The 22,178-nt window shown below is 36.5% G+C and carries 19 protein-coding genes and 4 pseudogenes; 1 reads left to right on the forward strand and 22 read right to left on the reverse strand.

What is annotated here, in order from left to right; all coding sequences use genetic code 11:
- Window positions 1-21: 21 nt before the first annotated feature.
- From LLA01S_RS06335 to rlmH, 22 genes and pseudogenes are all read right to left on the reverse strand, one after another.
- Window positions 22-831, reverse strand: coding sequence for a metal ABC transporter permease (locus LLA01S_RS06335; protein WP_061778009.1), 810 nt, complete (start codon window positions 829-831; stop codon window positions 22-24).
- Window positions 824-1,561, reverse strand: a complete 738-nt coding sequence (locus LLA01S_RS06340) for a metal ABC transporter ATP-binding protein (RefSeq protein ID WP_011677178.1) — start codon at window positions 1,559-1,561, stop codon at window positions 824-826. The genes LLA01S_RS06335 and LLA01S_RS06340 overlap by 8 nt, the downstream gene beginning before the upstream one ends.
- A 178-nt stretch (window positions 1,562-1,739) precedes the next feature.
- On the reverse strand, window positions 1,740-2,582 hold the full coding sequence (locus LLA01S_RS06345) for a metal ABC transporter solute-binding protein, Zn/Mn family (protein ID WP_011677179.1): 843 nt from the start codon (window positions 2,580-2,582) through the stop codon (window positions 1,740-1,742).
- A complete protein-coding gene (locus tag LLA01S_RS06350) occupies window positions 2,579-3,016 on the reverse strand; it encodes a zinc-dependent MarR family transcriptional regulator (RefSeq protein ID WP_011677180.1) in 438 nt (145 codons plus the stop codon). The genes LLA01S_RS06345 and LLA01S_RS06350 overlap by 4 nt, the downstream gene beginning before the upstream one ends.
- A gap of 79 nt (window positions 3,017-3,095) precedes the next feature.
- A complete protein-coding gene (locus LLA01S_RS06355) occupies window positions 3,096-3,323 on the reverse strand; it encodes a competence protein ComGG (RefSeq protein WP_228764408.1) in 228 nt (75 codons plus the stop codon).
- Window positions 3,324-3,418: 95 nt separating this feature from the next.
- Window positions 3,419-3,844 (reverse strand): competence type IV pilus minor pilin ComGF, encoded by a 426-nt coding sequence (comGF, locus tag LLA01S_RS06360; RefSeq protein ID WP_439709040.1) that lies wholly within the window; start codon window positions 3,842-3,844, stop codon window positions 3,419-3,421.
- Window positions 3,828-4,064, reverse strand: coding sequence for a competence type IV pilus minor pilin ComGE (gene comGE / locus LLA01S_RS06365; protein ID WP_014573335.1), 237 nt, complete (start codon window positions 4,062-4,064; stop codon window positions 3,828-3,830). The genes comGF and comGE overlap by 17 nt, the downstream gene beginning before the upstream one ends.
- 31 nt (window positions 4,065-4,095) lie before the next feature.
- Window positions 4,096-4,284, reverse strand: a complete 189-nt coding sequence (locus LLA01S_RS13155) for a hypothetical protein (RefSeq protein WP_014573336.1) — start codon at window positions 4,282-4,284, stop codon at window positions 4,096-4,098.
- 201 nt (window positions 4,285-4,485) lie between these two features.
- Window positions 4,486-4,836, reverse strand: a complete 351-nt coding sequence (comGC, locus tag LLA01S_RS06375) for a competence type IV pilus major pilin ComGC (RefSeq protein WP_050574187.1) — start codon at window positions 4,834-4,836, stop codon at window positions 4,486-4,488.
- Window positions 4,837-4,880: 44 nt separating this feature from the next.
- Complete coding sequence (comGB, locus tag LLA01S_RS06380) at window positions 4,881-5,906, reverse strand: competence type IV pilus assembly protein ComGB (protein ID WP_050574185.1); 1,026 nt, start codon at window positions 5,904-5,906, stop codon at window positions 4,881-4,883.
- Window positions 5,806-6,787, reverse strand: a pseudogene (gene comGA / locus LLA01S_RS06385) (competence type IV pilus ATPase ComGA). The gene comGB and the pseudogene comGA overlap by 101 nt, the downstream one beginning before the upstream one ends.
- Before the next feature lie 114 nt (window positions 6,788-6,901).
- A pseudogene (locus tag LLA01S_RS06390) lies at window positions 6,902-10,684 on the reverse strand (PolC-type DNA polymerase III); the annotation flags it as partial.
- A gap of 531 nt (window positions 10,685-11,215) precedes the next feature.
- Window positions 11,216-11,809 (reverse strand): annotated as a pseudogene (locus LLA01S_RS13560) (PolC-type DNA polymerase III N-terminal domain-containing protein); the annotation flags it as partial.
- Between the two features lie 173 nt (window positions 11,810-11,982).
- On the reverse strand, window positions 11,983-12,174 hold the full coding sequence (locus tag LLA01S_RS13160; RefSeq protein ID WP_021211222.1) for a hypothetical protein: 192 nt from the start codon (window positions 12,172-12,174) through the stop codon (window positions 11,983-11,985).
- Between the two features lie 269 nt (window positions 12,175-12,443).
- Window positions 12,444-13,775 carry an NAD(P)/FAD-dependent oxidoreductase gene (locus LLA01S_RS06400; RefSeq protein ID WP_021211223.1) on the reverse strand — a complete coding sequence of 444 codons (1,332 nt, stop codon included), beginning with the start codon at window positions 13,773-13,775 and terminating at the stop codon, window positions 12,444-12,446.
- Window positions 13,776-13,790: 15 nt separating this feature from the next.
- The gene (locus LLA01S_RS06405; RefSeq protein ID WP_011836051.1) at window positions 13,791-15,641 is read right to left on the reverse strand and encodes a proline--tRNA ligase; all 1,851 of its coding nucleotides are present in this window, start codon (window positions 15,639-15,641) and stop codon (window positions 13,791-13,793) included.
- A gap of 69 nt (window positions 15,642-15,710) precedes the next feature.
- On the reverse strand, window positions 15,711-16,997 hold the full coding sequence (gene rseP / locus LLA01S_RS06410; RefSeq protein WP_061778013.1) for an RIP metalloprotease RseP: 1,287 nt from the start codon (window positions 16,995-16,997) through the stop codon (window positions 15,711-15,713).
- An 18-nt stretch (window positions 16,998-17,015) separates the two neighbouring features.
- Window positions 17,016-17,819 carry a phosphatidate cytidylyltransferase gene (locus LLA01S_RS06415; protein ID WP_011677190.1) on the reverse strand — a complete coding sequence of 268 codons (804 nt, stop codon included), beginning with the start codon at window positions 17,817-17,819 and terminating at the stop codon, window positions 17,016-17,018.
- Window positions 17,819-18,553, reverse strand: coding sequence for an undecaprenyl pyrophosphate synthase (gene uppS, locus LLA01S_RS06420; protein WP_011836054.1), 735 nt, complete (start codon window positions 18,551-18,553; stop codon window positions 17,819-17,821). The genes LLA01S_RS06415 and uppS overlap by 1 nt, the downstream gene beginning before the upstream one ends.
- 349 nt (window positions 18,554-18,902) lie before the next feature.
- A complete protein-coding gene (yajC, locus tag LLA01S_RS06425; protein WP_011677192.1) occupies window positions 18,903-19,235 on the reverse strand; it encodes a preprotein translocase subunit YajC in 333 nt (110 codons plus the stop codon).
- Between the two features lie 94 nt (window positions 19,236-19,329).
- Window positions 19,330-20,028, reverse strand: a pseudogene (locus LLA01S_RS06430) (DNA alkylation repair protein).
- Between the two features lie 17 nt (window positions 20,029-20,045).
- Entirely contained in the window at window positions 20,046-20,525 is a 480-nt protein-coding gene (gene rlmH / locus LLA01S_RS06435; protein ID WP_021164969.1) for a 23S rRNA (pseudouridine(1915)-N(3))-methyltransferase RlmH, read from the reverse strand.
- A gap of 375 nt (window positions 20,526-20,900) precedes the next feature.
- Here rlmH and LLA01S_RS06440 point away from each other — a divergent pair, with 375 nt between their 5' ends.
- On the forward strand, window positions 20,901-22,124 hold the full coding sequence (locus LLA01S_RS06440) for a S1C family serine protease (RefSeq protein WP_021164968.1): 1,224 nt from the start codon (window positions 20,901-20,903) through the stop codon (window positions 22,122-22,124).
- The last annotated feature ends 54 nt before the right edge of the window (window positions 22,125-22,178 follow it).

Genomic DNA, 22,178 nt, shown 5'->3' on the forward strand with positions numbered 1-22,178 from the left:
ATTCAGTACTTCTTTTTTATTTTATGCTCTAATTAATCGTTTTAAACTTGAAGTAACTAAGAAAAGAACAATGAAAATCAAAGTTATTGCGGCAGAGGCTGGCGCATCCATATAATAAGAAGCAATCAAACCAGCATTTAACCCAATAAAACTAACAATAACTGAGATAAAAAGCACAGCCTTGAAAGATTTTCCTAATCGCATCGCAATCGAAGCTGGTAACACCATGATCGCTGATACCAATAGAGCTCCCGCTGCCGGAATCATCAGTGCAATCGCAATCCCTGTCACAATATTAAAGGCAATTGAAATCCAGCGAACTGGAAGTCCATCAACAAATGCCGTATCTTCATCAAATGTCATCACATAAAGCGGACGTAAAAATAGAATAAATCCAAGTAGAACAACCGCCGCCAAAACAAAGAGCATAATTACTTGCGAAAGTGAAATTGTGATAATTGAACCAAACAAATATTGCTCTAAACTTACAGAGGTTGCTCCTTTGGAAGAATTTAAAATTAATAAAGCAATAGCAAGACCCGCCGACATCAAAATCGCCGTCGCAATTTCCATGTAATTATGATAAATCGTTCTCAAATATTCTAGAAAAACTGCAGCAATCACTACGGTAATTAAAGTAGTAATCGTTGGATTCCAACTTAATAGCACGCCAAAGGAAACACCCGCTAAAGAAACATGCGATAATGTGTCCGACATTAGACTTTGTCTACGCAGGACAAGAAATACACCAAGTAATGGCGAGAAAATTGAAATTGCTGTCGCTGCTAAGAGAGCATTCCTCATAAAATCATACTGGAATAATTCAAACATTTGCTTTCTCCTCTAATTCTTCTTGCGCTTCTTGGAGAACTCTATCACGGTCAGTATGCAAATCAAAACAAGCGAACTTTCCATTTTTGTCTTTTAATAGATGAATGTTACGATCAGCGAAATCTTTCACTTCCTCAGGATCATGAGTGACCATTAGGACTGCTTTCCCATGCTTATGGGCCGCATGATGCATCAATTGATAAAAATCACTACTTGATACATCATCCATACCAGTTGTTGGTTCATCAAGGATAAATAAATCAGGGTCACTAGCAAACATTCTCGCAATAGCAATCCTTTGCTTTTGACCTCCCGAAAGTTCACCAATTCTTTTATCGCGATAGTCCCACATACCAACTGAATCAAGAGCTGCCTTGACATGTTCTAAATCATGAGCGCCCATTTTTTTAAACCATCCCTGTCTTGGATAGCGTCCACTCATGACAAATTCATGAACAGAACTTGGAAATCCTGCGTTAAAACTTGCAACTTGCTGTGGAAGGTAGGCGATTCGTAACTTTTCTCCTCTATTATTTTTAGAAGAAATCGTTATTTTCCCTTTCTTTGGTTTTAAAATACCCAAAGTTGTTTTAATTAAAGTTGATTTTGCCGCTCCATTTTCTCCAGTTAAGGTGACAAATTCGCCAGAGTCCACATGGTAGCTAATATTTTCTAACACTGGCTCTCTATCATAGTAGAAGGTCAGATTTTCAACATTGATATATCTCATTTTTTTCTCTTTTTATCTTTAATAGTGGCCCTAATTATAGAACTATCTAGTGCCTCTTATTTTTTATTCAAAAACACGAAACTCCCGTTCATAAGAACGAGAGTTTCAAGGAGTTTTATGAAAAGATATTTTTGGAAGAAGTTCATTATAATTCCTTCTTCTTAATTTTCCCTTAAACTCACTTGATTGTTTTCTTCAAAGCTGTCAAGTTTTCTTGCATCAATGTGAGATAGTTATCCCCATTTTTTTTCTGTTGATCCGACAAGCCTTCAACGGTATTGATACCAATTAGATTTGCTCCAACTGATTTTGCCAAAGTTTCTGCAATTTTACTATTTGCATTTCCTTCAAAGTAAACATTTTTAAGTCCGGCTTTTTCCATTTCAGTCTTTAAAGTAGCAAGTGTTGAAGCTGATGGCTCAACTTCTGGGTCGAGTCCAGCAATAGCAATTTCTTTCAAACCATAATCACGTCCAAGGTAAGCAAATGCTTCATGTTGTGTGATAAATGTTTTTTGCTTGGCATTTTTTAGAGTGTCAAATTCACTATCTAACTTTTTCAATTTGACAACATAGTTTGCTGCATTCTTTTCAAAAGTTGTCTTATCTTCTGGGAATTTTTTCCCTAATTCCTCAGCAATTGTATTAACTTCAATAATTGCTTGCTTTGGACTAATCCAAGTATGTGGATCTCCTTTAATTTTATTGACATCTTTGCTTGCTTCTATTTTGACTCCTTTATTATTCACTTTCAGAGCCCATTTTTCAAGGTCATCAGAATTATAAATAATAGCTTGAGCATTTGTCATTGTTGCAACTTGCTTGGCACTCGGTTCAAATTCGTGAACTTCTTGATTCGCCGGAACAATATTTTCGATTTTAACCTTATCTCCAACAATTGCTTTCGTAAATTCATACATCGGCTCAAAAGTTGTCACAACTTCTGGTTTGTCTGCTGTTTTTTGACAACCAGCAAGAAGTAAAACTGCCGGAATAGCAAATAACATCAATATTTTCTTCATCGAAACTCCTCCGTAAGTACTGATAAGAATTGACTTATCACTTTTTGTTCTTCGTCAGTAAATTTGTCTCCTAATTCTTGGTAGGTACTTAGAGTTTTCTCATGATGAGCAGCATGCTCTTTAGCAACTGGAACTGCTTTTTCTGTCAGGCTCCAAAGGACTACGCGTTCGTCATTTGTTGCCCGACTTGATTTAATCAGTTCTTGCTCTTGTAATTTTTTGAGAGCTTTAGTTACCGCTGCTGGCGAAATCTTGAGTTGCTCGGCAATTCTCGCGTTTGTCGAAACCTCTGCAGCTAGAATCATTAAGATATGTTCTTGCGTGCTTGTTAGCTTAACATTACTTTCGCATTCGCCAAGTAATATTTCATGTTTGTTTTCTGCAAACTGCATAATTGCCCCAAGAAACTGGTCGATTTGATTTGCTAAACTCATAGTATTTCGTCCTCCATAATTAGTTTACTGGTTAATTATATAGTAAAGTAAAAATAATGTCAACCAGTTAACATTATTTTTACTTTACTATTTGATAAATTCTTCCATCCTTAAGCCGAACATCAAAACAATAAGTTTTATTACTAACAGTTTGACCACCGCTAGTTGAATCAGCTGACAGATCTGTCAGTAATTTGTAAGTTAAATTTCCACAATCAAAATTAAGTTGACCACTCGTTTTCAAATCCTTTTTAAGAGCCAATGAAACCATTAATTCGGCTGTCAGTCGCTCCTTTTCTATTTTCAATTGCTGAGCTGTAAGCACCTATTTTTGCAAATAAAACTGTAGAAATAAAGAAAAAATTAGCAGTAAAACCAAAGTATATAAAAGTATCCCTCCTTTTACTTTGTATCAGTAAATCGATAAATAAATACTCGCTCACCTCCATTAGCAAAATCAATTGTTATTTTTATCAAATTTTCTTCTGCCTGAATTTTTGCTCCTTTTAAATCATAAAGCATCGGTTGGTATCCTTGCCCTTTATCATCACTTTTACGAAAATCATCCCCTACTAATCCGAACCGTAACTTCTTATCTTTGGTCACATACAAAAAATTTTGATTCACATTGTCTAATTTTGCTCCGGAGAGTTCTGAACGCATTTGTTCACAAAATATTTGCCAATCTTTCCTACTATCATTCTGGCTTATTTTCATCTGTTCTTCAATCATTCTAGTCAGCCCTGAGATGACTAGCACTGAACCAGAAATTGCCAAAAGTGCTACGAGACATTCAAGTAAAGTAAATGCCCTAATTTTGAGCTTCAAGTCGCAAAATTTCCTTTCCATGGTCACTAATAATGGTTGCAGTCGAATCTTGTCTTATTTTTATAACAGAACCATTTAACGATAGTTCCATCAGCTGACTTTCTATTGCCATCTGAGCTACATTTAAGGACTCAATTTGTTGATTTTCTTGTACCTCTTGCTGACGAGAATTAGTAAGAGCACTTAAGAGAAAAGTGACCAAAAAGCTCAATAATGCCATACTAATTAGGCTCTCAAGAAGTATACATCCCTTAATTGATTTTCTTTTTATATTTTCCACTCCCCATCTCCATTTGATATAAAATTGTTTTCTTCTCATAAGGTAAATAAACTTTGATTTTCTGTAAACTTGAGTTCCCCCCTTTCTCATCAAATATAATCAAAAATTCTGCCATTTCAACCTCTTTGGGAATATCTATCTCTTTGTTTTCATAAATCAATTTCCCATTTTCACTTCCTAAATTTTCTGAACTACTTTGTAGCGCTGCATTCTCCTGACTTATTTTGTATAAATTTTCAAACTGTAAAACAAAGAGTCTCCCTTAAATAAATGCACTGTTTGAGTCAATTCTGCTGAGAAAAAGAGGGTGATAAAAGAGACAATAAGTAATACCAGTAGAGATTCTAACAAAGTGAAGGCTCTAATCATCGAAATTGCGCTGTTCATTTTTATTCTGGTCATAGTAATCATCATAGGCCGTGACTTGCTTTTGCGTAATCATCCCCGCACTTAAAAGTTCTGATAGGTTTGGCTTATCATTATCATGATCCAACTCATAAAGTTGTGCCTGACTTTCAACTACTTTAACTACTGCTGCTTCACCAGTTTTTTGAACTTGTGCTTTTTCTTTTATCAAATTTGGCACAAAAAGCAAAATTAAAATACTGATAATTGCCAACACAATTAACATCTCAATCAAGGTAAATGCTTTTTGCTTTTTTTGCCAAAGCTTTCTTCCGTGAATTTTAATTAATGACAAAGCTTTGATCATTATTAAAGTTATATTTTCTATTTTCATAAATTTCCTTCCTTTTTTTAAATTCCAGAACCCATATTAGAATAAATGGGTAACGACATCGCTGCATACAATAAGACAATCATCAAAGCAACAAAAATAAAAATAAGGGGTTGTATTAATTGCATTAGACGGTCTATCTTAGAAAAGAATTGTTCCCAACATTCATCAGCATAAACAGAAAGCTCCAACCCTAATTTATCTTTAATCGCGCCGTACTCAATCATCAAAGAAAGTTCTGGTAAAAAAATCGAAAAATGACTGACAGCTTGCTCAAAATTCTGACCAGCCTTCAAACCCAAATCAAGTTTAATTCCAACTTCCGCAAAAATGCGAATTTTCTGCTTTTTCATCAATTCTATTATTTGTCGCAATTCAACTCCTTGAGCAATTAAATTTCCCCATTCTCTGGAGAAATAAGCGGTCAAATACAAGCGGATAAAAGAACTTACTAATGGAACTTTAACCAAAAAAGTAAAATTAGTGAGTGCTGAAAGATGTTTGAATATTATTATTGATAAACTTGTCAGTAAAACGATTAAAGCACCAACAGAAAAAAATACTAGCGGTAAATGATTAATTAATAAAGTAGCAAAATTATTTCCCTTATCAATTTGAGGTAATAAATAATTTTTCAAGCCCCACATAATTCCAATGAGAAATACCAACAATACAACTGGATAAGTTGCCACTTCAATTAATTTCTTTTTGACCTTAAGCTGCTTTTTTAAATGCAGTTCTACCAATTGCATGGTTCCTACTAAATTCCCATGCACTTCTACCAAAGCAAGTTGTGTCACAACATTTTTAGAACAAGAGAGACTATCTAAAATTTCAGATAATGAATTTCCAGAACTGAGACCTTGGTGCATTTTGAATACAAACTCTTTTTCTACTAATTTTGATAAAGCTAAAAAATTGATAACTTCTCCCAAATGGAAACCATTATTCAAAAGATTCCCCATCAGTTGTATCAATTTTGCTTGCTTGATTAATGCTAATTTTTTCCCTTTCGGCCTCAATAGCCGTAAGATGTCCGTTTGCATATAAGTTCTCAATCTTTTCATTCCATTTTTTCGGCGACCAAGTGTCAAATTTACTTTTCGCAATATCTAATACTCCTTTTCCCGCTATTAACCGTTGATAAACAACTGCCTCTAATCCATTTTTCAATTCCCAATCACTCAAACCCAATTCCAACAAACGTTGAACCACTCCCTTCACGGAAGCCGCATGGATAGTAGAAAAAACTGTATAGCCTGTTAAACTTGCACGCAATACAGCACGAGCTGTCTGCTGATCTCGAATTTCTCCAACAATTAGTAAATCTGGTCGGTGTCTTAAAGAAAGTTTAATTAATTCATCATAACTATTCCCAATTATATCATTAACTTGTAACTGAATAAAATCAGATTCAATTAATTCTACAGGCTCCTCAATAGTGATAACCTGTGCATTTGAAAAATGACGGTGGGCTAAGTCAAACATTAGTGAAGTTTTCCCAGACCCTACTGGCCCAGAAAATAAATAAAGTCCTCGTTTACATCGAAAATCCTGAAGTTTATCGTCATACCAAAACTCAAGTTCTTGTTTTTGGTCATGCAAAAGACGGATAACCAATGATTCATTTCCTTCAAAATCTCCCACTGTTGAAAGGCGCAAACGTTTTGCCGAACTTCCCTCTAGTTCATACCAACAAGCACCCAGCTGAACACGCCGGCGTTCACCAGTATTCATGCCAGCAAGAAATTTAAAATGAGTAAGTAATGCTAAACCAATCTCTTGGTTAAGTTCCTCTATATAAAGTTCGCCCTAATTGTTGACGAATATATATCTTATAAAGATTTCCTGAAGCAATTAAATAAATATCAGAAGCCTCCATCTCAATTGCCTTTTGAATGAGTTCTTGTGCTTTTTTCTGTACCATACTAGAATATACGCAATTTGTTAGTAAATGTAACTAAAAATAGTACAAAAAAAGTCGAAGAACTTTCGACTTTTTTTAATATAAATGACTAATCTAGCGATTCAATTGCTTAAATCAAAAGAAATCATCAAATAAGCTTAATTGATTATCATCAGGCATACCTTCAAGAACGCCCATATTGGTCATGTTTTCAATAATGGTTTGTGAAACTCCCCCACGTTTACGAAGTTCCATCTTACTCAAAAATTCACCCTCAGCACGCGCTGCGACGATTTGTTTTGCCACGTTTTCACCCAATCCGTCCATCGTTACAAATGGCGGAATCAAAGTGTCACCGTCAATGACAAACTCCGTAGCCTCAGAGCGGTAAAGGTCAATTTTACCAAAAGTGAAGCCACGCTCTAACATTTCATTACAGAGTTCCAAAGTTGTATAAAGGTTAGTTTCCACATTTGTAGCCTCAAAACCTTTATCCTTAATTTCTTTCATTTTTGATTTGACTGCTTCAAGACCAGCCCCCATGACACCAATATCAAAGGCCGTTGCCCTGATAGAGAACCATGCGCAGTAATAGAAAATTGGATGATGTACTTTGAAATAAGCCACCCGCAGAGCCATCATAATATAAGCTGCCGCATGGGCTTTAGGGAACATATATTTAATCTTAGAACAAGACTCAATATACCATTCTGGAACCTCATGTTCTCGCATGGCTTCCACATATTTCTCACGTTCTTCGGCAGGAATTTTATTCCACATTCCCTTACGTACACGCTCCATAATTGTAAAAGCAAGACCATTTTCAAGTCCTTTATGGATGAGATAGACCATAATATCATCCCGACAACCGATAACACTTGAAAGGTCGGCAATTCCTGAACGAATTAAATCTTGGGCATTTCCTGACCATACGTCTGTTCCATGGGAAAGTCCAGAAATTTGCAGTAAATCAGCAAAGTTTTTGGGTTTGGCTTCGGCAATCATATTCATTGAGGTAAAAGTTCCCATTTCAGGAATTCCAAGAGTCCCGAGTTTTACTCCCAATTGCTCTTCGGTCAAACCTAAAGATTCTGTCCCGGTGAAAAGTTTCATCACTCCGGGGTCATCCATCGGAATGTCTTGAGGAACAATACCAGAAAGACTTTGCAATTTTCGAATCATCGTTGGATCATCATGTCCAAGAATATCGAGTTTCAAGATATTATCATGAATGGCATGGAAATCAAAGTGAGTCGTTTGCCATTCGGCATTGACATCGTCGGCTGGAAATTGAACTGGAGAAAAATCATAAACATCCATGTAATTTGGAATAACAATAATCCCTCCTGGGTGTTGACCTGTTGTTCGCTTGACACCCGTCGATCCGGCAGCTAAACGGTCAATTTCAGCATTGCCATAAAATTGGTCATAGTCACGTTCGTAGCCTTTGACGAAACCAAAAGCCGTTTTTTCGGCAACCGTACCAATTGTTCCTGCCCGAAAAGCGTAATCTTCCCCGAAAATATCACGAACGTCCAAGTGAGCCAAAGGTTGGTCATCCCCTGAAAAGTTCAAATCAATATCGGGAACTTTGTCTCCCTTGAAACCTAAGAAAGTTTCAAAAGGAATATCATGCCCATCTTTGATGAGTTTGTGGTCACATTTAGGACAATTTTTATCCGGCATATCATAACCTGAACCGAAAGATCCATCATCATAGCATTCAAAATATTGACATTCTGGGCAACGGTAATGAGGTGCCAGTGGATTTACTTCGGTTATTCCAATCATGGTCGCAACCAGTGACGAACCTACTGATCCCCGAGAACCAACAATATATCCGCGCTCATTGGAACGTTTTACAAGTTCTTGCGAAATAATATACACGACTGAGAAACCATTCCCCAAAATCGATCGCAGTTCTTTTTCAAGCCTTGCATCAATAATATCTGGCAATGGATTTCCATACCACTCGTGGGCTTTTTCATAAGTCAAGCGAACAATCCGCTCTTCTGAGGTTTCTCCTCCGTCAAAGACCATTTTAGGTGTATATAAATCATCACGAACAGGAGTGAGAACATCGAACTCATCAGCCATTTTTTGGGTATTGTCAATGACAATTTCACGCGCTGTTTTCTCATCAAGAAAACTAAAGGCTTCAAGCATTTCATCAGTTGTTCTAAAGTGAGCTTCAGGTAATGGAAGAGGTTTTGCATGCTCCCCGTGTCCTTGTGTCCAGTTAATTTCTGCCCCAAGACCAAGTGAGCGGACAATAATTTCACGATAAATGGCATCTTCCGGATTCAGATAATGGAGATTTCCTGTGGCCAGAACTGGCTTGCCAAGCGTTTTTCCGATTTTTATCAAATCTTTAAGCGTTTGTTCCAATTCTTTTTCTGATTTGAAAGAGCCGCCGACAACAAGTGAGCGATAAAGTGCTGGTGGGAAAACTTCAATGAAATCATAAAATTTAGCAATTTCAAGCGTTTCTTCAAAAGTTTTATTAATCGCTGCATCGAAGACTTCGCCGACTTCACAGGCTGAACCAACAAGTAATCCCTCGCGATTGGCTTCCAAAACTGACCGAGGAAGACGAGGAAGACCAGCATAATATTTCACATTTCCAAAACTAACAATCTTGAAGAGATTTTTAAGTCCTTCTTGTGTTTTAGCATATAAAGTCACGTGTTTTGGTCGTACTTTTTTATAAGAATCTTCACTGACCAACTTGGCATTAAGTTCTAACAGACTTGTCCACCCTGTGTTTCTGGTCCGTAATTCTTCCAAGAATACAAAGAGCAAACGCCCAGTTGCTTCCGCATCAAAATTGGCCATATGGTGATGTTCAAGTCCGATTTGAAACTTCTTGGTCAATTGTCCTAAACCAAAACGTTTCATTTCGGGATAGAGATTACGGGCAAATTCAAGAGTATCAACGACAGGTTGACTAATAATCGGCAGCCCATTTCGTGAATAGTTCATATTCATGAAGCCCACGTCAAAAGGTGCATTATGAGCGACAAGAATTGTTCCTTCGCAAAATTTTTGAAATTTCGTCAGTACTTCATAAAGCGGTTTCGCATTTTTGACATGGTCATCAGTAATTCCGGTTAGTTCTGTTGTAAATTCGCTTAAACGATAACCCGGATTAATAAATTCATCAAATTCATCAATGGGATTTCCTTTGTGCATTTTTGTTGCTGCAATTTGAATCAAATCATTATGAACTGCTGAAAGACCTGTTGTTTCGACGTCAAAGACGACATATGTTGATTCATACATATCAACATCTGTTTCATTAAATACAATTGGGATTTTGTCTTCGACAAGATTGGCCTCGACTCCATAAATAATCTTGACCCCATTCTTTTTACCTGCCGAGTGAGCCTCAGGGAAAGATTGCAAGCCCCCATGGTCAGTAATTGCAATGGCTTTATGTCCCCATTTTGCAGCCTGAGCAACTAAACTTGAAGCGGACGGAATCGCGTCCATTTGACTCATATTAGTATGGGCATGAAACTCAACACGTTTTTCATCAGACTTATCTTCACGAACATTTTGTGTCGGAATTTCAATCAAATCAGTCAATTGTAGCACTAAATCATTTTTGAAATTGTCCCGTTGAACATTCCCGCGAACTCGACACCATAGTCCCGCTTTAATTTGTTTGGCCAATTGAATTTCTTCTTCGCCACGTAACCACTTTTGCACATAAAAACTTGACGTGTAATCAGTCATTTCAAATTCAAGAAGATAACTGATGTTTCCTGTTTTACGTGATTTGATTTCGCGGAGTTCCCCTTTGAAGACATAACCTTCAAAAACAACAGGACCGTTAGTAGAAAATTCACTGACAGAACGCATCGGAGTGACTGGCTCATTATTTTTGATTTCACGACCCAGTTGAATTTTATCTGATTTTACAGCTTTGATTTGGAGAGCCACACGGTCAATGGTTGGTTTAGGTTTAATTTCAACAACCGCATTTGCCGTCATTACTAAGTCATCTTTATATTTGTCGTGTTCAATATTTCCTTGCACACGTAACCAAAGGGCATCAGATAGGCTGTCAGTAAAATTATCCGCTCCGTCAGTAAGAATTTTTTCATTCATGGCTTTAACGGTGCTGACAATTTGGTCAAATTGTGCAATTTCTTCGTCCTTACGACCCCATTTGGAAATCATAAAGGTTGATGTTTCATCAGCCATTTTCAATTCTAAAATATGATTGACTTTACCTGATTCTTTTCCTGTAAATTCGCGATGTGCGGCCTCAAAAACAAGACCTTCAAAGATAACCCCAAAGCCTTCCCCAGCGATGAAAGACATACTGGTAATTGGACTTTGTCCACTAATTTTTCGACCAAAGAAAATCCCATCAGAAAGTGCCGTCTCTACAAATTCTGGTTTGGCTTCTCTAGTATTTTTACTTTCACGTTCCTCTGAGCGTTGTTTTTTAAGCTCCGAAACTTGAGCTTGCTCTGCCGTTTGAGCGGCCAAGCGAGCGGCTACTTTTTCGGCATGAGCAGCCACCTGTAAGTCGGTTAATTGTTGATCAACCACTGGAATAATTTTTAATTTTCCGAAACCAAAATCTGCGAATTTTTCTTCTAAAATTGGAAAGTATTTTTCAACAAAAAAGTCCATTCGTGGATTATCTTCAACCATCAACTGAATTTTTTCTTCCTGCAATTCAAGATGATATTTCTTAAAAATACTTGAAAAAGCAGAATCACAAAGTTCAGGAAGTGTCAGCGCATATTGATAATAATCATTAAGGTTTTGCTCGTCAATGACTATTTCACGGCTACTGACAGAAATTTCTGTACGAGCGATTGTAGAAAAAGCTGTCTCTGTCAATTCTGTCAGTAATTTATATGTGTCAATTGGTAAAATCTCGTCAAAAATTAACTGAAAGTGCCAGAGCTTACTTGCCGTATGCACTTCAACATTTTCAATATCAGCATGCTCAAACTGTCTAGAACGACGCAAGTTTGGTGGCATTTTGATCTGATCCATCAATTTCTCAAAAAGATTTTCCATGTTTTTCGACCCTTTATCTTATTTTTTCTATCTTCAAATAAATAGAATTTCAGTTCTCATTATAGCATAAAAAAATGATGATTTACATGATTTTTTTCAAGAATAAAATAACTGACAAAGCTGTCAGTTAATTCATTTTTACTTACTAATGACCGACAGTTCTGTCAGTAAAATTATTTGTTCGTTGAATGATTATTTTCATCCATTTCCCAAAAATAGAGTGCTTCTTCCAAAGTCTGTGCCTCACCACGTTTCATATAACGAATCATGTGGCTGACCGTTTCAATTGTTTTAAATTCTGCTGGAATTCGTTCAAAGTGATTTAATGCTTTTTGAATTTTTTCTTCTTCTTTAAGCTTTTTCAATTGCGAAGCTAAAGATTCCTTTTTTCTGACACTTTCTTGCTCTAAAGATAGTCTTTTCTCAAATTTTCTTGAATCATATCTAAATAAAAGGCAAAAAGCCAATAAATACAAAAGAGAGATGACTAGTAACAGAAAAAATGATAGTTTGAAATAGACCCCGACCGCTATGATAGCAATGAAAAGAACCAGTTTAATAAATAAAGATTTACCCTGACGACGACGAATTCTCTGTTTATTAGAATGCTCCGAAAAAAACTCAATATTTCGCTCTACCTTTCATTCTCTCTGACTAATCGAGCAAGGATCCGATTAAAGCCTCGTGGATCTTTGTATCCATGTTCAAAATAAAAATCTGTAAACTCAATATCTTCAATTCTCAATTGTTGCTGAATCGCAAGTGAGAAAATATTAACATATTCTGCCATATCACTCGTTTTTCCGATACATTGTAAACCAAGAATTTGATGCGTACGTCTTTCATAAATCATCCAAACATTACTTGGCAGACGCCCTTCGAGATGTTCATTTAATAAGTGCACAGCATCTGCATCATAACCAAAATCAACCGCTTGTTTCATTGTAATTCCAGTCATGGCCATTACTAAATTTTTCATCGGAACATGATAAGTTCCTTGAGTACTCGTAATTTTTTGCCGAGCTTCTAGCAAATTAATAGCCGCAATTTCTCCGTCTCGAACAGCATCTGACGCATGTGGAAGATAACGATTCTCTTCTAATAAATTGACATAAGTCGTTGAGACGTCACCCACTGCAAAAACATCAGGACAGCTTGTTTGCATATATTCATCAACTACGACTGCCCCTCTATCCCCTAACTCAACTTGTTGATTCAAAAGATAAGAATTAGGACGAAAACCGATTGTAAAGATGACCCCATCAACAGCAATCTTTTGACCATTTGCTGTTTGAACCACCGTATTTTCTCCATCAACGCTAATTTCTGTTACTTCAGTATTTAATAAGAGACGAGTTCCTTCAGCATTCATCCAACTTTCCAACAAACGACTGGCAGGTTCATCAAGATAATCATTCAAAAGATTTTTATTGCGGTGAATGAGGGTCGTTTGAATTCCTCTATCTTGTGTAATTCGAGCAACTTCAACACCAGTCATTCCACCGCCAATTACTGCAATATTTTTAGCTGTTGCCAAAAATTCTTCAGCCTTTATTGCATCTTCCATACTCTTCAAAAAGTAAAGATTACTTTTTTTATCAAAAGGAACTGAGGTCATCGCCGGATATGAGCCCGTCGCTAAAATTAACTTATCATAATCGGTAACTTTTGTTTTCTTTGAGTTATTTCTACGGTAAAATACTTTTTTATGATTTGTATCAATTTCTTCTATCACAGTTTCCATCTGCATGTTCAATCCCGCTTCTTTTAATTCTTCTACCGAAGAATAGCTAGATTGAAAAAGCACAGATTTTTGACCCGCGAGGTAAGAAATAATTCCTTGAGAAACAAAAGAAACCTGATTACGCTTATCATAAAGCGTAATCTCGGCTTCTGGGTATTCTTCAAGCGCCCGTAAACCAGCACAAATTCCGGCATGGGAGCTTCCAACAATAACAATTTTCATCGTAAATCTCTTTTTTTATTTACTTAAAATTTCAATGGTATTAACAAGTTCATCTTTGTTGATTTCAACAACTTCACCTGTCGCACGAATTTTAACTTCAACGATTCCCTCAGCTGCTTTTTTACCGATTGTTACACGAACTGGAAGTCCAATCAAATCACTATCAGCAAATTTCACCCCTGCACGTTCATTACGGTCATCAACTAAAACTTGGTAACCTTTACCACGGAGTTTTTCTTCAAGTTCAGAAGTTAATTCCATTGCTGCTTCATCTTTAACATTGACAGGTACAAGATGAATGTCAAATGGTGCCAATTCTTTAGGGAAATTGATTGACCAGCTAAATTTGAATTCTTCTCTTGGTGTTTTTTCAACATAGATACGGGCAAATTGTTCCAAAATAGCTGAAAGCAAACGACTGACACCGATTCCGTAGCAGCCCATGAGCATTGGAATTGAACGACCATTGGCATCAAGAATATTAGCATTCATAGCTTCTGTATAGCGAGTGCCCAATTTAAAGATGTGGCCAATTTCAATCCCACGTGCAAATTTCAAAGTTCCACGGCCATCTGGTGAAATTTCACCTTCATTAACTGTGCGTAAATCAACAAATTCTTCAACTTCAAAATCACGACCGAAATTAGCATTCTTGTAATGATAGCCATCAACATTCGCACCAACCACTGCATTTTTAATTAACTCAACTTTGCGGTCAGCAATAATTCGAACATTTTCAAGACCAATAGGTCCAAGTGAACCAAAATGAGCTCCAAATTTTTCTTCAACTTCTGCTTCACTTGCAGCTTCAATAAATGACGCTCCAAGATGGTTAGTTAATTTCACTTCATTAAGTTGGTCATTCCCGTTTAACAAAATAACAATTAACTCATCATCAGCATGATAAACCAAAGTTTTAACCGTTTGTTCTTCATCAATTTCAAGGAAGTCTGATACTTCATCAATTGTTTTAGCCCCTGGTGTTGCTACTTTTTCAAGTTCAAGTTCTTCTGTATAAGCGACATTTGGTTCAAACTGGCTTGTTGCCATTTCAATGTTTGCAGCGTAATCGCCACCTTCAGCATAAACAATGGTATCTTCACCAGCAACCAACCATTTACCAAGTTCTTCTTGGATTTCTGAAAGGACAGATTCTGGAATTTCATCAATTGAAGTAATATTTTTACTTAAAACAAGCCATTTTTCGAGATTGATGCGGTCATCAGTAATCGCAATAAACTCTTGACTATCTTTACCACCCATTGCACCAGCATCGGCAATAATTGGTTTAAAGTTCAAACCAGCACGCTCAAAGATTTTTTCGTAAGCTTTTTTATAATCAAGATAAGTTTCATCTAATGAATCTTGGTCAGCATGGTAACTATAACCATCTTTCATCAAGAACTCACGACCACGCAATAAACCATAACGCGGACGTTTTTCATCACGGAATTTTGTCGCAATTTGGTAAACATTGAGTGGTAACTTTTTATAAGAAGTGATTTCGTCACGGACAAGAGAAGTCATTGTTTCCTCATGAGTTGGTCCTAAAATGAAATCAGAACTATCACGGTTTTTTAATTTATATAAATCTTCTCCGTATGTTTCGTAACGACCAGATTCACGCCAAAGGTCTGCTGTCAAAAGACTTGGAGCAAGAAGTTCTACAGCACCAATTTCATCAAACTCTTCACGCATGATATTTTTCAACTTTTCAAGTACACGATTTGCCAATGGCAAGTAGGCATAAATCCCTGCTGAAACTTGGCGAACATATCCTGCACGCATCAGTAAAGCATGGCTAATAACCTGGGCATCAGAAGGCATTTCTCGAAGGGTTGGTATAAGCATTTTTGATTGTTTCATAATTTTAAAATTTCCTTTATAAGTATGGTTCAACTTCTTTTTTTCTGAATAGAAGACGAATAGATAATATTAGTTGACAAAAGCCCGTAGAATGTCATTCCATGTTACAGCCATAAAGAGTACAAGCATGAAGACAACTCCGACTAATGTGATAATTGATTCTTTCTCAGGCGAAAGTGCTTTGCCACGAATTGCTTCAATAATATTTAAGACGATTTTTCCACCGTCAAGCACTGGAATAGGGAAAAGATTGACAATTCCTAAGTTAATTGAGAGCATAGCTAACAACTGAATAATTGTTGGCAAACCTGCTCTTGCCGCTTGTCCGCTGAGTTGATAGATGGCAACTGGCCCACCCAGTTTATCAAGACTCGGTCGTGCAATCAGACTTCCTAATGCTCTGAAAATTGCTGTGGTCGCTTGTCCTGCTTGAACAAAACCACCTGTAATTTTATCAAAGAAGCCTGTTTTCATAGATTGCATGATTCCAACACGATAACTGCCATCCATCTTTTTAGGGGTAACTGCCAAAGTTTCTGATTTGCCTGAGCGGATAATTTCAAGTTTTAATTCTTTTCCATTAGAACTTGACATTTCTGTGACCAATTTATCCCAATCTGCTGTTTTAGTTCCATTGACAGCTTGAATTTTATCTCCAGATTTCAAGCCTGCGGTGTAGGCTGGTGTTCCTTTTTCTACTTGCCCAATAGCATTAGAATTTGATGGAACGCCTCCTTGAATAAAAGTTAAAACGATAAAAGCGACAAGTCCTAGAATAAAGTTATTCAAAGGACCACCGAAATTCGTCAACATCTTATGGAAGACCCCTGCTGATTGATATTGAACATCAAGAGGAACAATCCGGACTTCAGTGCCATCTTCTTCAATAATTGTGGCATCATGGTCAACTGAATAACGTTTGATTTCTCCAAACACTTCTCCTTCAATGAAAAGTTCTTTTTCAAAATCATATTCAGTGATTAACATTGGAACAGCTTCTTCTAATTCCACATGTTCTGACAGATTAATTCTTCTGACAATATTACTGACAGAATTTTCATCTCCTGAATTTACTGCTTCAGATTTACTGACAACCAGACTTGCAGCTTGTCCTTTTTTTATTTCAGTTTTATCATCACCCCAGCCGGCCAAACGAACATAGCCACCAAGCGGTAAAATTCGAATCGTGTAGAGCGTTCCATCTTTTGCTTGATGAGCAAAAATCTTCGGCCCCATTCCTACGGCATATTCACGCACTAGAATTCCAGAACGTTTTGCCCACCAAAGGTGACCATATTCATGAATAGCGACAATAATACCAAAAATAATAATAAAAGTAATCAGAGTTTCTATCAATCGACTTCCTCCTTTAGATTAGAACAGTCCAAGTAGATGCATAATCGGAAAAACAAAAATAAGATTATCAAAACGGTCAAGAATTCCACCATGACCTGGTAAAATTTTACCAGAATCTTTCACGCCAAAATGACGTTTAATGCTTGACTCCACGAGGTCACCAATCTGTCCAACAACAGAAAAGATAATGGTGAATGCAATAAGTTTTATATAACCAATATGTGGTAACTCTTTGGTAAATAGAAAATACATAATTAGCGCAACGACAACAGCTGAAACAATCCCACCAAGCGAACCAATCACCGTTTTATTTGGTGAAACAGAAGGTAAAAGTTTTTGTGGGAAACGGTCTTTGAGTGACCGACCAAAAGCGTATGCTCCAATATCTGTCGCCCAAACAATAAAGAGGGCTAAAAAGACAATATAAACACTTGTTTGGCGTGCTGTCAGTAAATTTTGAAAACCAATCCCTACGTAGAAAGCCGAAAGGAATGGAAAACCAGCATCAACAAAAGAATATTTTCCGTTTGAAAGCACCATTCCTGTCAGCATTGCAAACAAGAAAAGGGTAAAGAGCATCACTCCACCGTCAACATTAAGCCCTAGCCAGTGTTTTCCAACTGGTAAAGCAAGTGAAAGGGCGGCTAAAGTTGCTAAAATTCCTTCAAATGATAATAATTGAAGCTTGTACATTCGAAATAGCTCTTGCATGGCAATAATAACAAGCAATGCGACTAAAATTTGGAAGTAAGCACCTCCCAAGAGCAAAAGGGCTAGAAAAATCCCTCCTGCAACCACTCCTGTGATAATTCGTTGCATCATTATTTGACTCCTCCATATCTGCGGTCACGCTTTTGGAACGCAGCAATCGCTTTGTCCAATTCCGCTTCATCAAAGTCGGGCCAAGCGGTTTGCGCAAAATATAATTCACTATAAGCTGACTGCCAAGTCAAGAAATTAGACATCCGTTGTTCACCTGACGTTCTGATAATCAAATCGGGATCCCGAAGATTTTCCGGCAAAACAGCTGTTTGCAGATGTTTTGATAAATCTTCTTCAGTCAGTGTACTTAAGTCCTGTCCACTCTTAGCAAGTTCTTGAATGGCTAAGATGATATCACGACGTCCACCATAATTCATCGCAAAATTCAAAATCATTCCAGTATTTTCAGAAGTTTCTCGAGCCGCACGGTCAATAGAGTCTAAGGTTGCTTTTGGCATTCCTGCTCGTTCACCAATCATACGGATTTGAATATTTTCTTCTTTTAAAACTGGAACATATTTGCTGTAAAAGTCAATCGGTAAGCTCATAATGAATTTTACTTCATCTACTGGTCTTGTCCAATTTTCGGTAGAAAAAGCATAAACAGTCATCACTTTAATTCCACGTCTTGCACCATGAACGGCAACATCTTTTAGCGAATCCATTCCTGCTTTATGACCAAAAATTCGTGGTTTCCCCTTCTTTTTAGCCCATCGTCCATTACCATCCATGATAATCCCGATATGCTCTGGAAGTAATTCTTCTTGTTCTTTATTTTTTAAGTTATTAAACATAGTACCTCACATGGGAATTTTATGCAAAAATTGTATTTCATAAACTCACCAATATACTCTTTGGTTATTAAAGTTCTATTGAGATAAGAGCTTTCTGAAAAATAAAATTCTCTCATCCATTTCAAAACTTTATTCGATACTTTCTCAAAAAGACAGTATTACTTTTCCATTTTACCATATTTTGATATAGATTTGTATCTCAAATTTTATTCGTCAGTATTCAAGTTTTATTCTTTTTGATAAATTCAAATTACCGATTGTTCTGTCAGTAAATAATTTTATAAAAAAATCCTGTCAGTAACTGACAGGAAAATAAATTGAGTCTATTGCCTCATCAAGAAAAAATAAATTATTTTTCTTCAATTGGGCTTTCCACTTTTGTTTCTTCTACTGTTTCTTCAACAACAGTTGCTTCTGGTGTTACACTACTTTTAACTGTTTTTACAGCTGCACGGTCAAAAGTTAAAATAACTCCTTCACAATCAAGTTCAATTGTTCCTTTTGCTGAATCAATACTTGAAAGAATTCCGTGTAAACCGCCAATTGTTACGATTTCTGAACCTGGTTGCATCGCATCCAATTGTTCTTGACGTTTTGATTGTTGTTTCTTTTGTTGACGGTTCATAAAGAACATCATCCCACCCATAACAACAACGATAAAAATAAGAGATAAGCCTGACATTTCTGTCTCCTTTGTAAGTTTTATTCAAATTTAAGTCCATTTCCGAACATTCTTCTTATTTTATCATAGTTTGAAAACTCTGTCAAATCAAGCTTTAGAGATGTTTAGTGGCTTCCCGAATTGAAAGTTTTGCCATTTCTTTTTCATGCCGCCCAATAAATTATTGCACCCATCTTGGATTAGTTTTTGCTAAATCTCGCAAAGCCCAACCAATAGCCTTATTAATGAAAAATTCGTCAGCAAATGGAGAATGAGCAAGATTTTGTTCAATATTATAAGAAAGTAGCTCTAAATCTGTTTTTTCTTTTAAACTTAATTGACAATCTATCGCGATTCTACGAACCCAAAAATTCTCATCTTGGGCCCATTCTTTTACTAGCTTACTCACTCTTTCATAAGCTAGCCCCTCATCTTCAACCAACTTTGCTCGACTTGCCATTAAGATAAAGCCAACTAATTCATCAAGCGAATCCACTGTGTCCCACCAAGATTTACTAATCGTTAATTTTTTTATCTTCGCTAAATCTGCAAAAGTAAGCCATTTTTTCATTTGATGAAGATAATCGATCGCCAAATATTGAAATTCACGTTCAGGCAAGTTCCAAAGTTCAAAAGCAAAATCCCATTCAATTTCTTTACTTTGTTTTTTTTCCTTTATAAATTCCTTACCTAAAAGACGTCTTTCGGGTGTTTTCAAACCAATAAATTCAAACTGATGGCGTAAATAAGCCGCTTGTTTTTCCGCATTTTCTAAATTTTTATTTTTGCGGAATTCTTCTATTATATTAACCATATCTCATTCTTTCATTTTTACTTATGATAAGCCGAACCTCGATTTATCATTTGTGCCCGATAAATCTGTTCCACTAAAACCAAACGCATCAGCTGATGAGGGAGAGTCATCCGACCAAATGAAATTTGTAAATCACTTCTTTTATAGACCTCATCGGAAAGTCCCAAAGACCCTCCAATTACGAAAACGAGATTGCCTGTTCCATAAACTTCTGCTTTTTTCACAAAATCAGCCAATTCCCCTGATGACATCAACTTCCCTTGAATTGCTAAAATTGCTAACTTATCTCCTGTTTGAATGCGAGATAAAATTTTATCCCCTTCTCGCTTCTTTAAAGCTTCCGCTTCTTTCTCAGAAGCATTATCCGGAATTTTTTCATCAGCTAGCTCAATAATTTCAAGTGGAAGCATCGTTCCCATTCGTTTAACATATTCGGCAATTCCATCTTTTAGATACTTCTCTTTCAATTTTCCAACAACTACTAATTTAATTTTCATCTTTATTTTTCTCCCAATCAAAGCTTTTATTACTTAAAAATTAAAAACTTTTTCCCCAATTTTTTACTCACTTTTACACCTTAGGCAATAAAAACATTTATAAATTCTTAAATTTATTTTATAATTTTACCCTTTTCCCCCATTGAAAACAAGATGAAAGCATGATTTATCAACATTTTTTCACTTTTTTCCACTTTTGTGTGGAAAACTCCTCTTAAATATCCACTTATCCTCATTAATTTTTAAATTATCCACAAAAATGTGGATAAGCTATATTAGTTTGATTTTTGTTACTATTAAGGTATTATTAAGTGAGAGTAGTTATAATTACAACATAGAAATTCTACAAAGAGTAATAATTGAAAGGAATTATTTATGGCAAAAGCTAATATAGGAAAATTGCTATTAACCGGTGTTGTGGGTGGAGCTATCGCACTCGGAGGAAGCGCAATTTATCAAAGCACTACAAACCAACTAGGAAATGCTAACCGCTCAAATACAACTAGCACAAAGGTTAGTAATGTTTCGGTAAATGTCAATACCGATGTCACCTCTGCAATTAAAAAAGTTTCAAATTCTGTCGTTTCTGTTATGAATTATCAAAAACAGAATTCACAAAGTGATTTTAGTTCAATTTTTGGTGGAAATAGCGGCTCAAGTTCAGCTAATGACAGCTTGCAACTTTCCAGTGAGGGTTCTGGTGTTATTTATAAAAAATCTGGTGGAGATGCTTACGTGGTCACTAACTATCACGTTATTGCTGGAAATAGTTCCCTCGATGTTTTACTTTCTGGTGGGCAAAAAGTTAAAGCCACAGTTGTTGGTTATGATGAATACACTGACCTTGCCGTTCTTAAAATCAGCTCTGACCATGTTAAAGACGTGGCAACTTTCGCTGATTCAAGCAAGTTAACTATTGGTGAACCAGCTATTGCAGTCGGCTCACCTTTAGGTAGCCAGTTTGCTAATACTGCAACCGAAGGAATTCTGTCTGCAACAAGTCGTCAAGTCACTTTGACTCAAGAAAATGGTCAAACAACAAGTATCAATGCGATTCAAACGGATGCTGCCATTAACCCGGGTAACTCAGGTGGAGCCTTGATTAATATTGAAGGTCAAGTGATTGGTATTACTCAAAGTAAAATCACAACGACCGAAGATGGTTCTACCTCTGTGGAAGGTTTAGGTTTTGCTATCCCATCTAATGATGTGGTAAACATCATTAATAAACTTGAAACTGATGGTAAGATTTCACGTCCTGCCTTAGGTATTCGTATGGTTGACCTATCTCAATTATCAACAAATGATAGTTCTCAACTGAAATTACCTAGCAGCGTAACTGGTGGATTGGTTGTCTACTCTGTTCAAGCGGGTCTTCCTGCTGCCACAGCTGGTCTGAAAGCTGGCGATGTGATAACGAAGGTGGGAGATACCGCCGTTACTTCATCAACAGACTTACAAAGTGCTCTTTACTCACACAATATTAATGATACTGTGAAAGTCACCTACTACCGTGATGGTAAATCAGCCACAGCAAATGTTAAACTCTCTAAATCAACAAGCGATTTAGAAACAAATAGTTCATCTTCTTCTAATTAATATATCATTGATAAAAAAGTCTTCTGGAAAGAAGGCTTTTTTTCATACTAAAGT

The organism is Lactococcus cremoris subsp. cremoris NBRC 100676, assembly GCF_001591705.1.
Taxonomy (GTDB): Bacteria; Bacillota; Bacilli; order Lactobacillales; family Streptococcaceae; genus Lactococcus; species Lactococcus cremoris.

Coding starts and splice junctions, on each gene's coding strand:
- LLA01S_RS06350 (WP_011677180.1), bottom strand. CDS start 3,016: ATGAGTTTAGCAAATCAAATCGACCAGTTTCTTGGGGCAATTATGCAG.
- comGE (WP_014573335.1), bottom strand. CDS start 4,064: ATGGCATTATTGAGCTTTTTGGTCACTTTTCTCTTAAGTGCTCTTACT.
- LLA01S_RS06440 (WP_021164968.1), top strand. CDS start 20,901: ATGGCAAAAGCTAATATAGGAAAATTGCTATTAACCGGTGTTGTGGGT.
- LLA01S_RS06340 (WP_011677178.1), bottom strand. CDS start 1,561: ATGAGATATATCAATGTTGAAAATCTGACCTTCTACTATGATAGAGAG.
- LLA01S_RS06345 (WP_011677179.1), bottom strand. CDS start 2,582: ATGAAGAAAATATTGATGTTATTTGCTATTCCGGCAGTTTTACTTCTT.
- LLA01S_RS06400 (WP_021211223.1), bottom strand. CDS start 13,775: ATGAAAATTGTTATTGTTGGAAGCTCCCATGCCGGAATTTGTGCTGGT.
- LLA01S_RS06405 (WP_011836051.1), bottom strand. CDS start 15,641: ATGAAACAATCAAAAATGCTTATACCAACCCTTCGAGAAATGCCTTCT.
- comGC (WP_050574187.1), bottom strand. CDS start 4,836: ATGATCAAAGCTTTGTCATTAATTAAAATTCACGGAAGAAAGCTTTGG.
- comGB (WP_050574185.1), bottom strand. CDS start 5,906: ATGCAAACGGACATCTTACGGCTATTGAGGCCGAAAGGGAAAAAATTA.
- LLA01S_RS06335 (WP_061778009.1), bottom strand. CDS start 831: ATGTTTGAATTATTCCAGTATGATTTTATGAGGAATGCTCTCTTAGCA.
- LLA01S_RS06415 (WP_011677190.1), bottom strand. CDS start 17,819: ATGATGCAACGAATTATCACAGGAGTGGTTGCAGGAGGGATTTTTCTA.
- rlmH (WP_021164969.1), bottom strand. CDS start 20,525: ATGAAAATTAAATTAGTAGTTGTTGGAAAATTGAAAGAGAAGTATCTA.
- yajC (WP_011677192.1), bottom strand. CDS start 19,235: ATGTCAGGCTTATCTCTTATTTTTATCGTTGTTGTTATGGGTGGGATG.
- uppS (WP_011836054.1), bottom strand. CDS start 18,553: ATGTTTAATAACTTAAAAAATAAAGAACAAGAAGAATTACTTCCAGAG.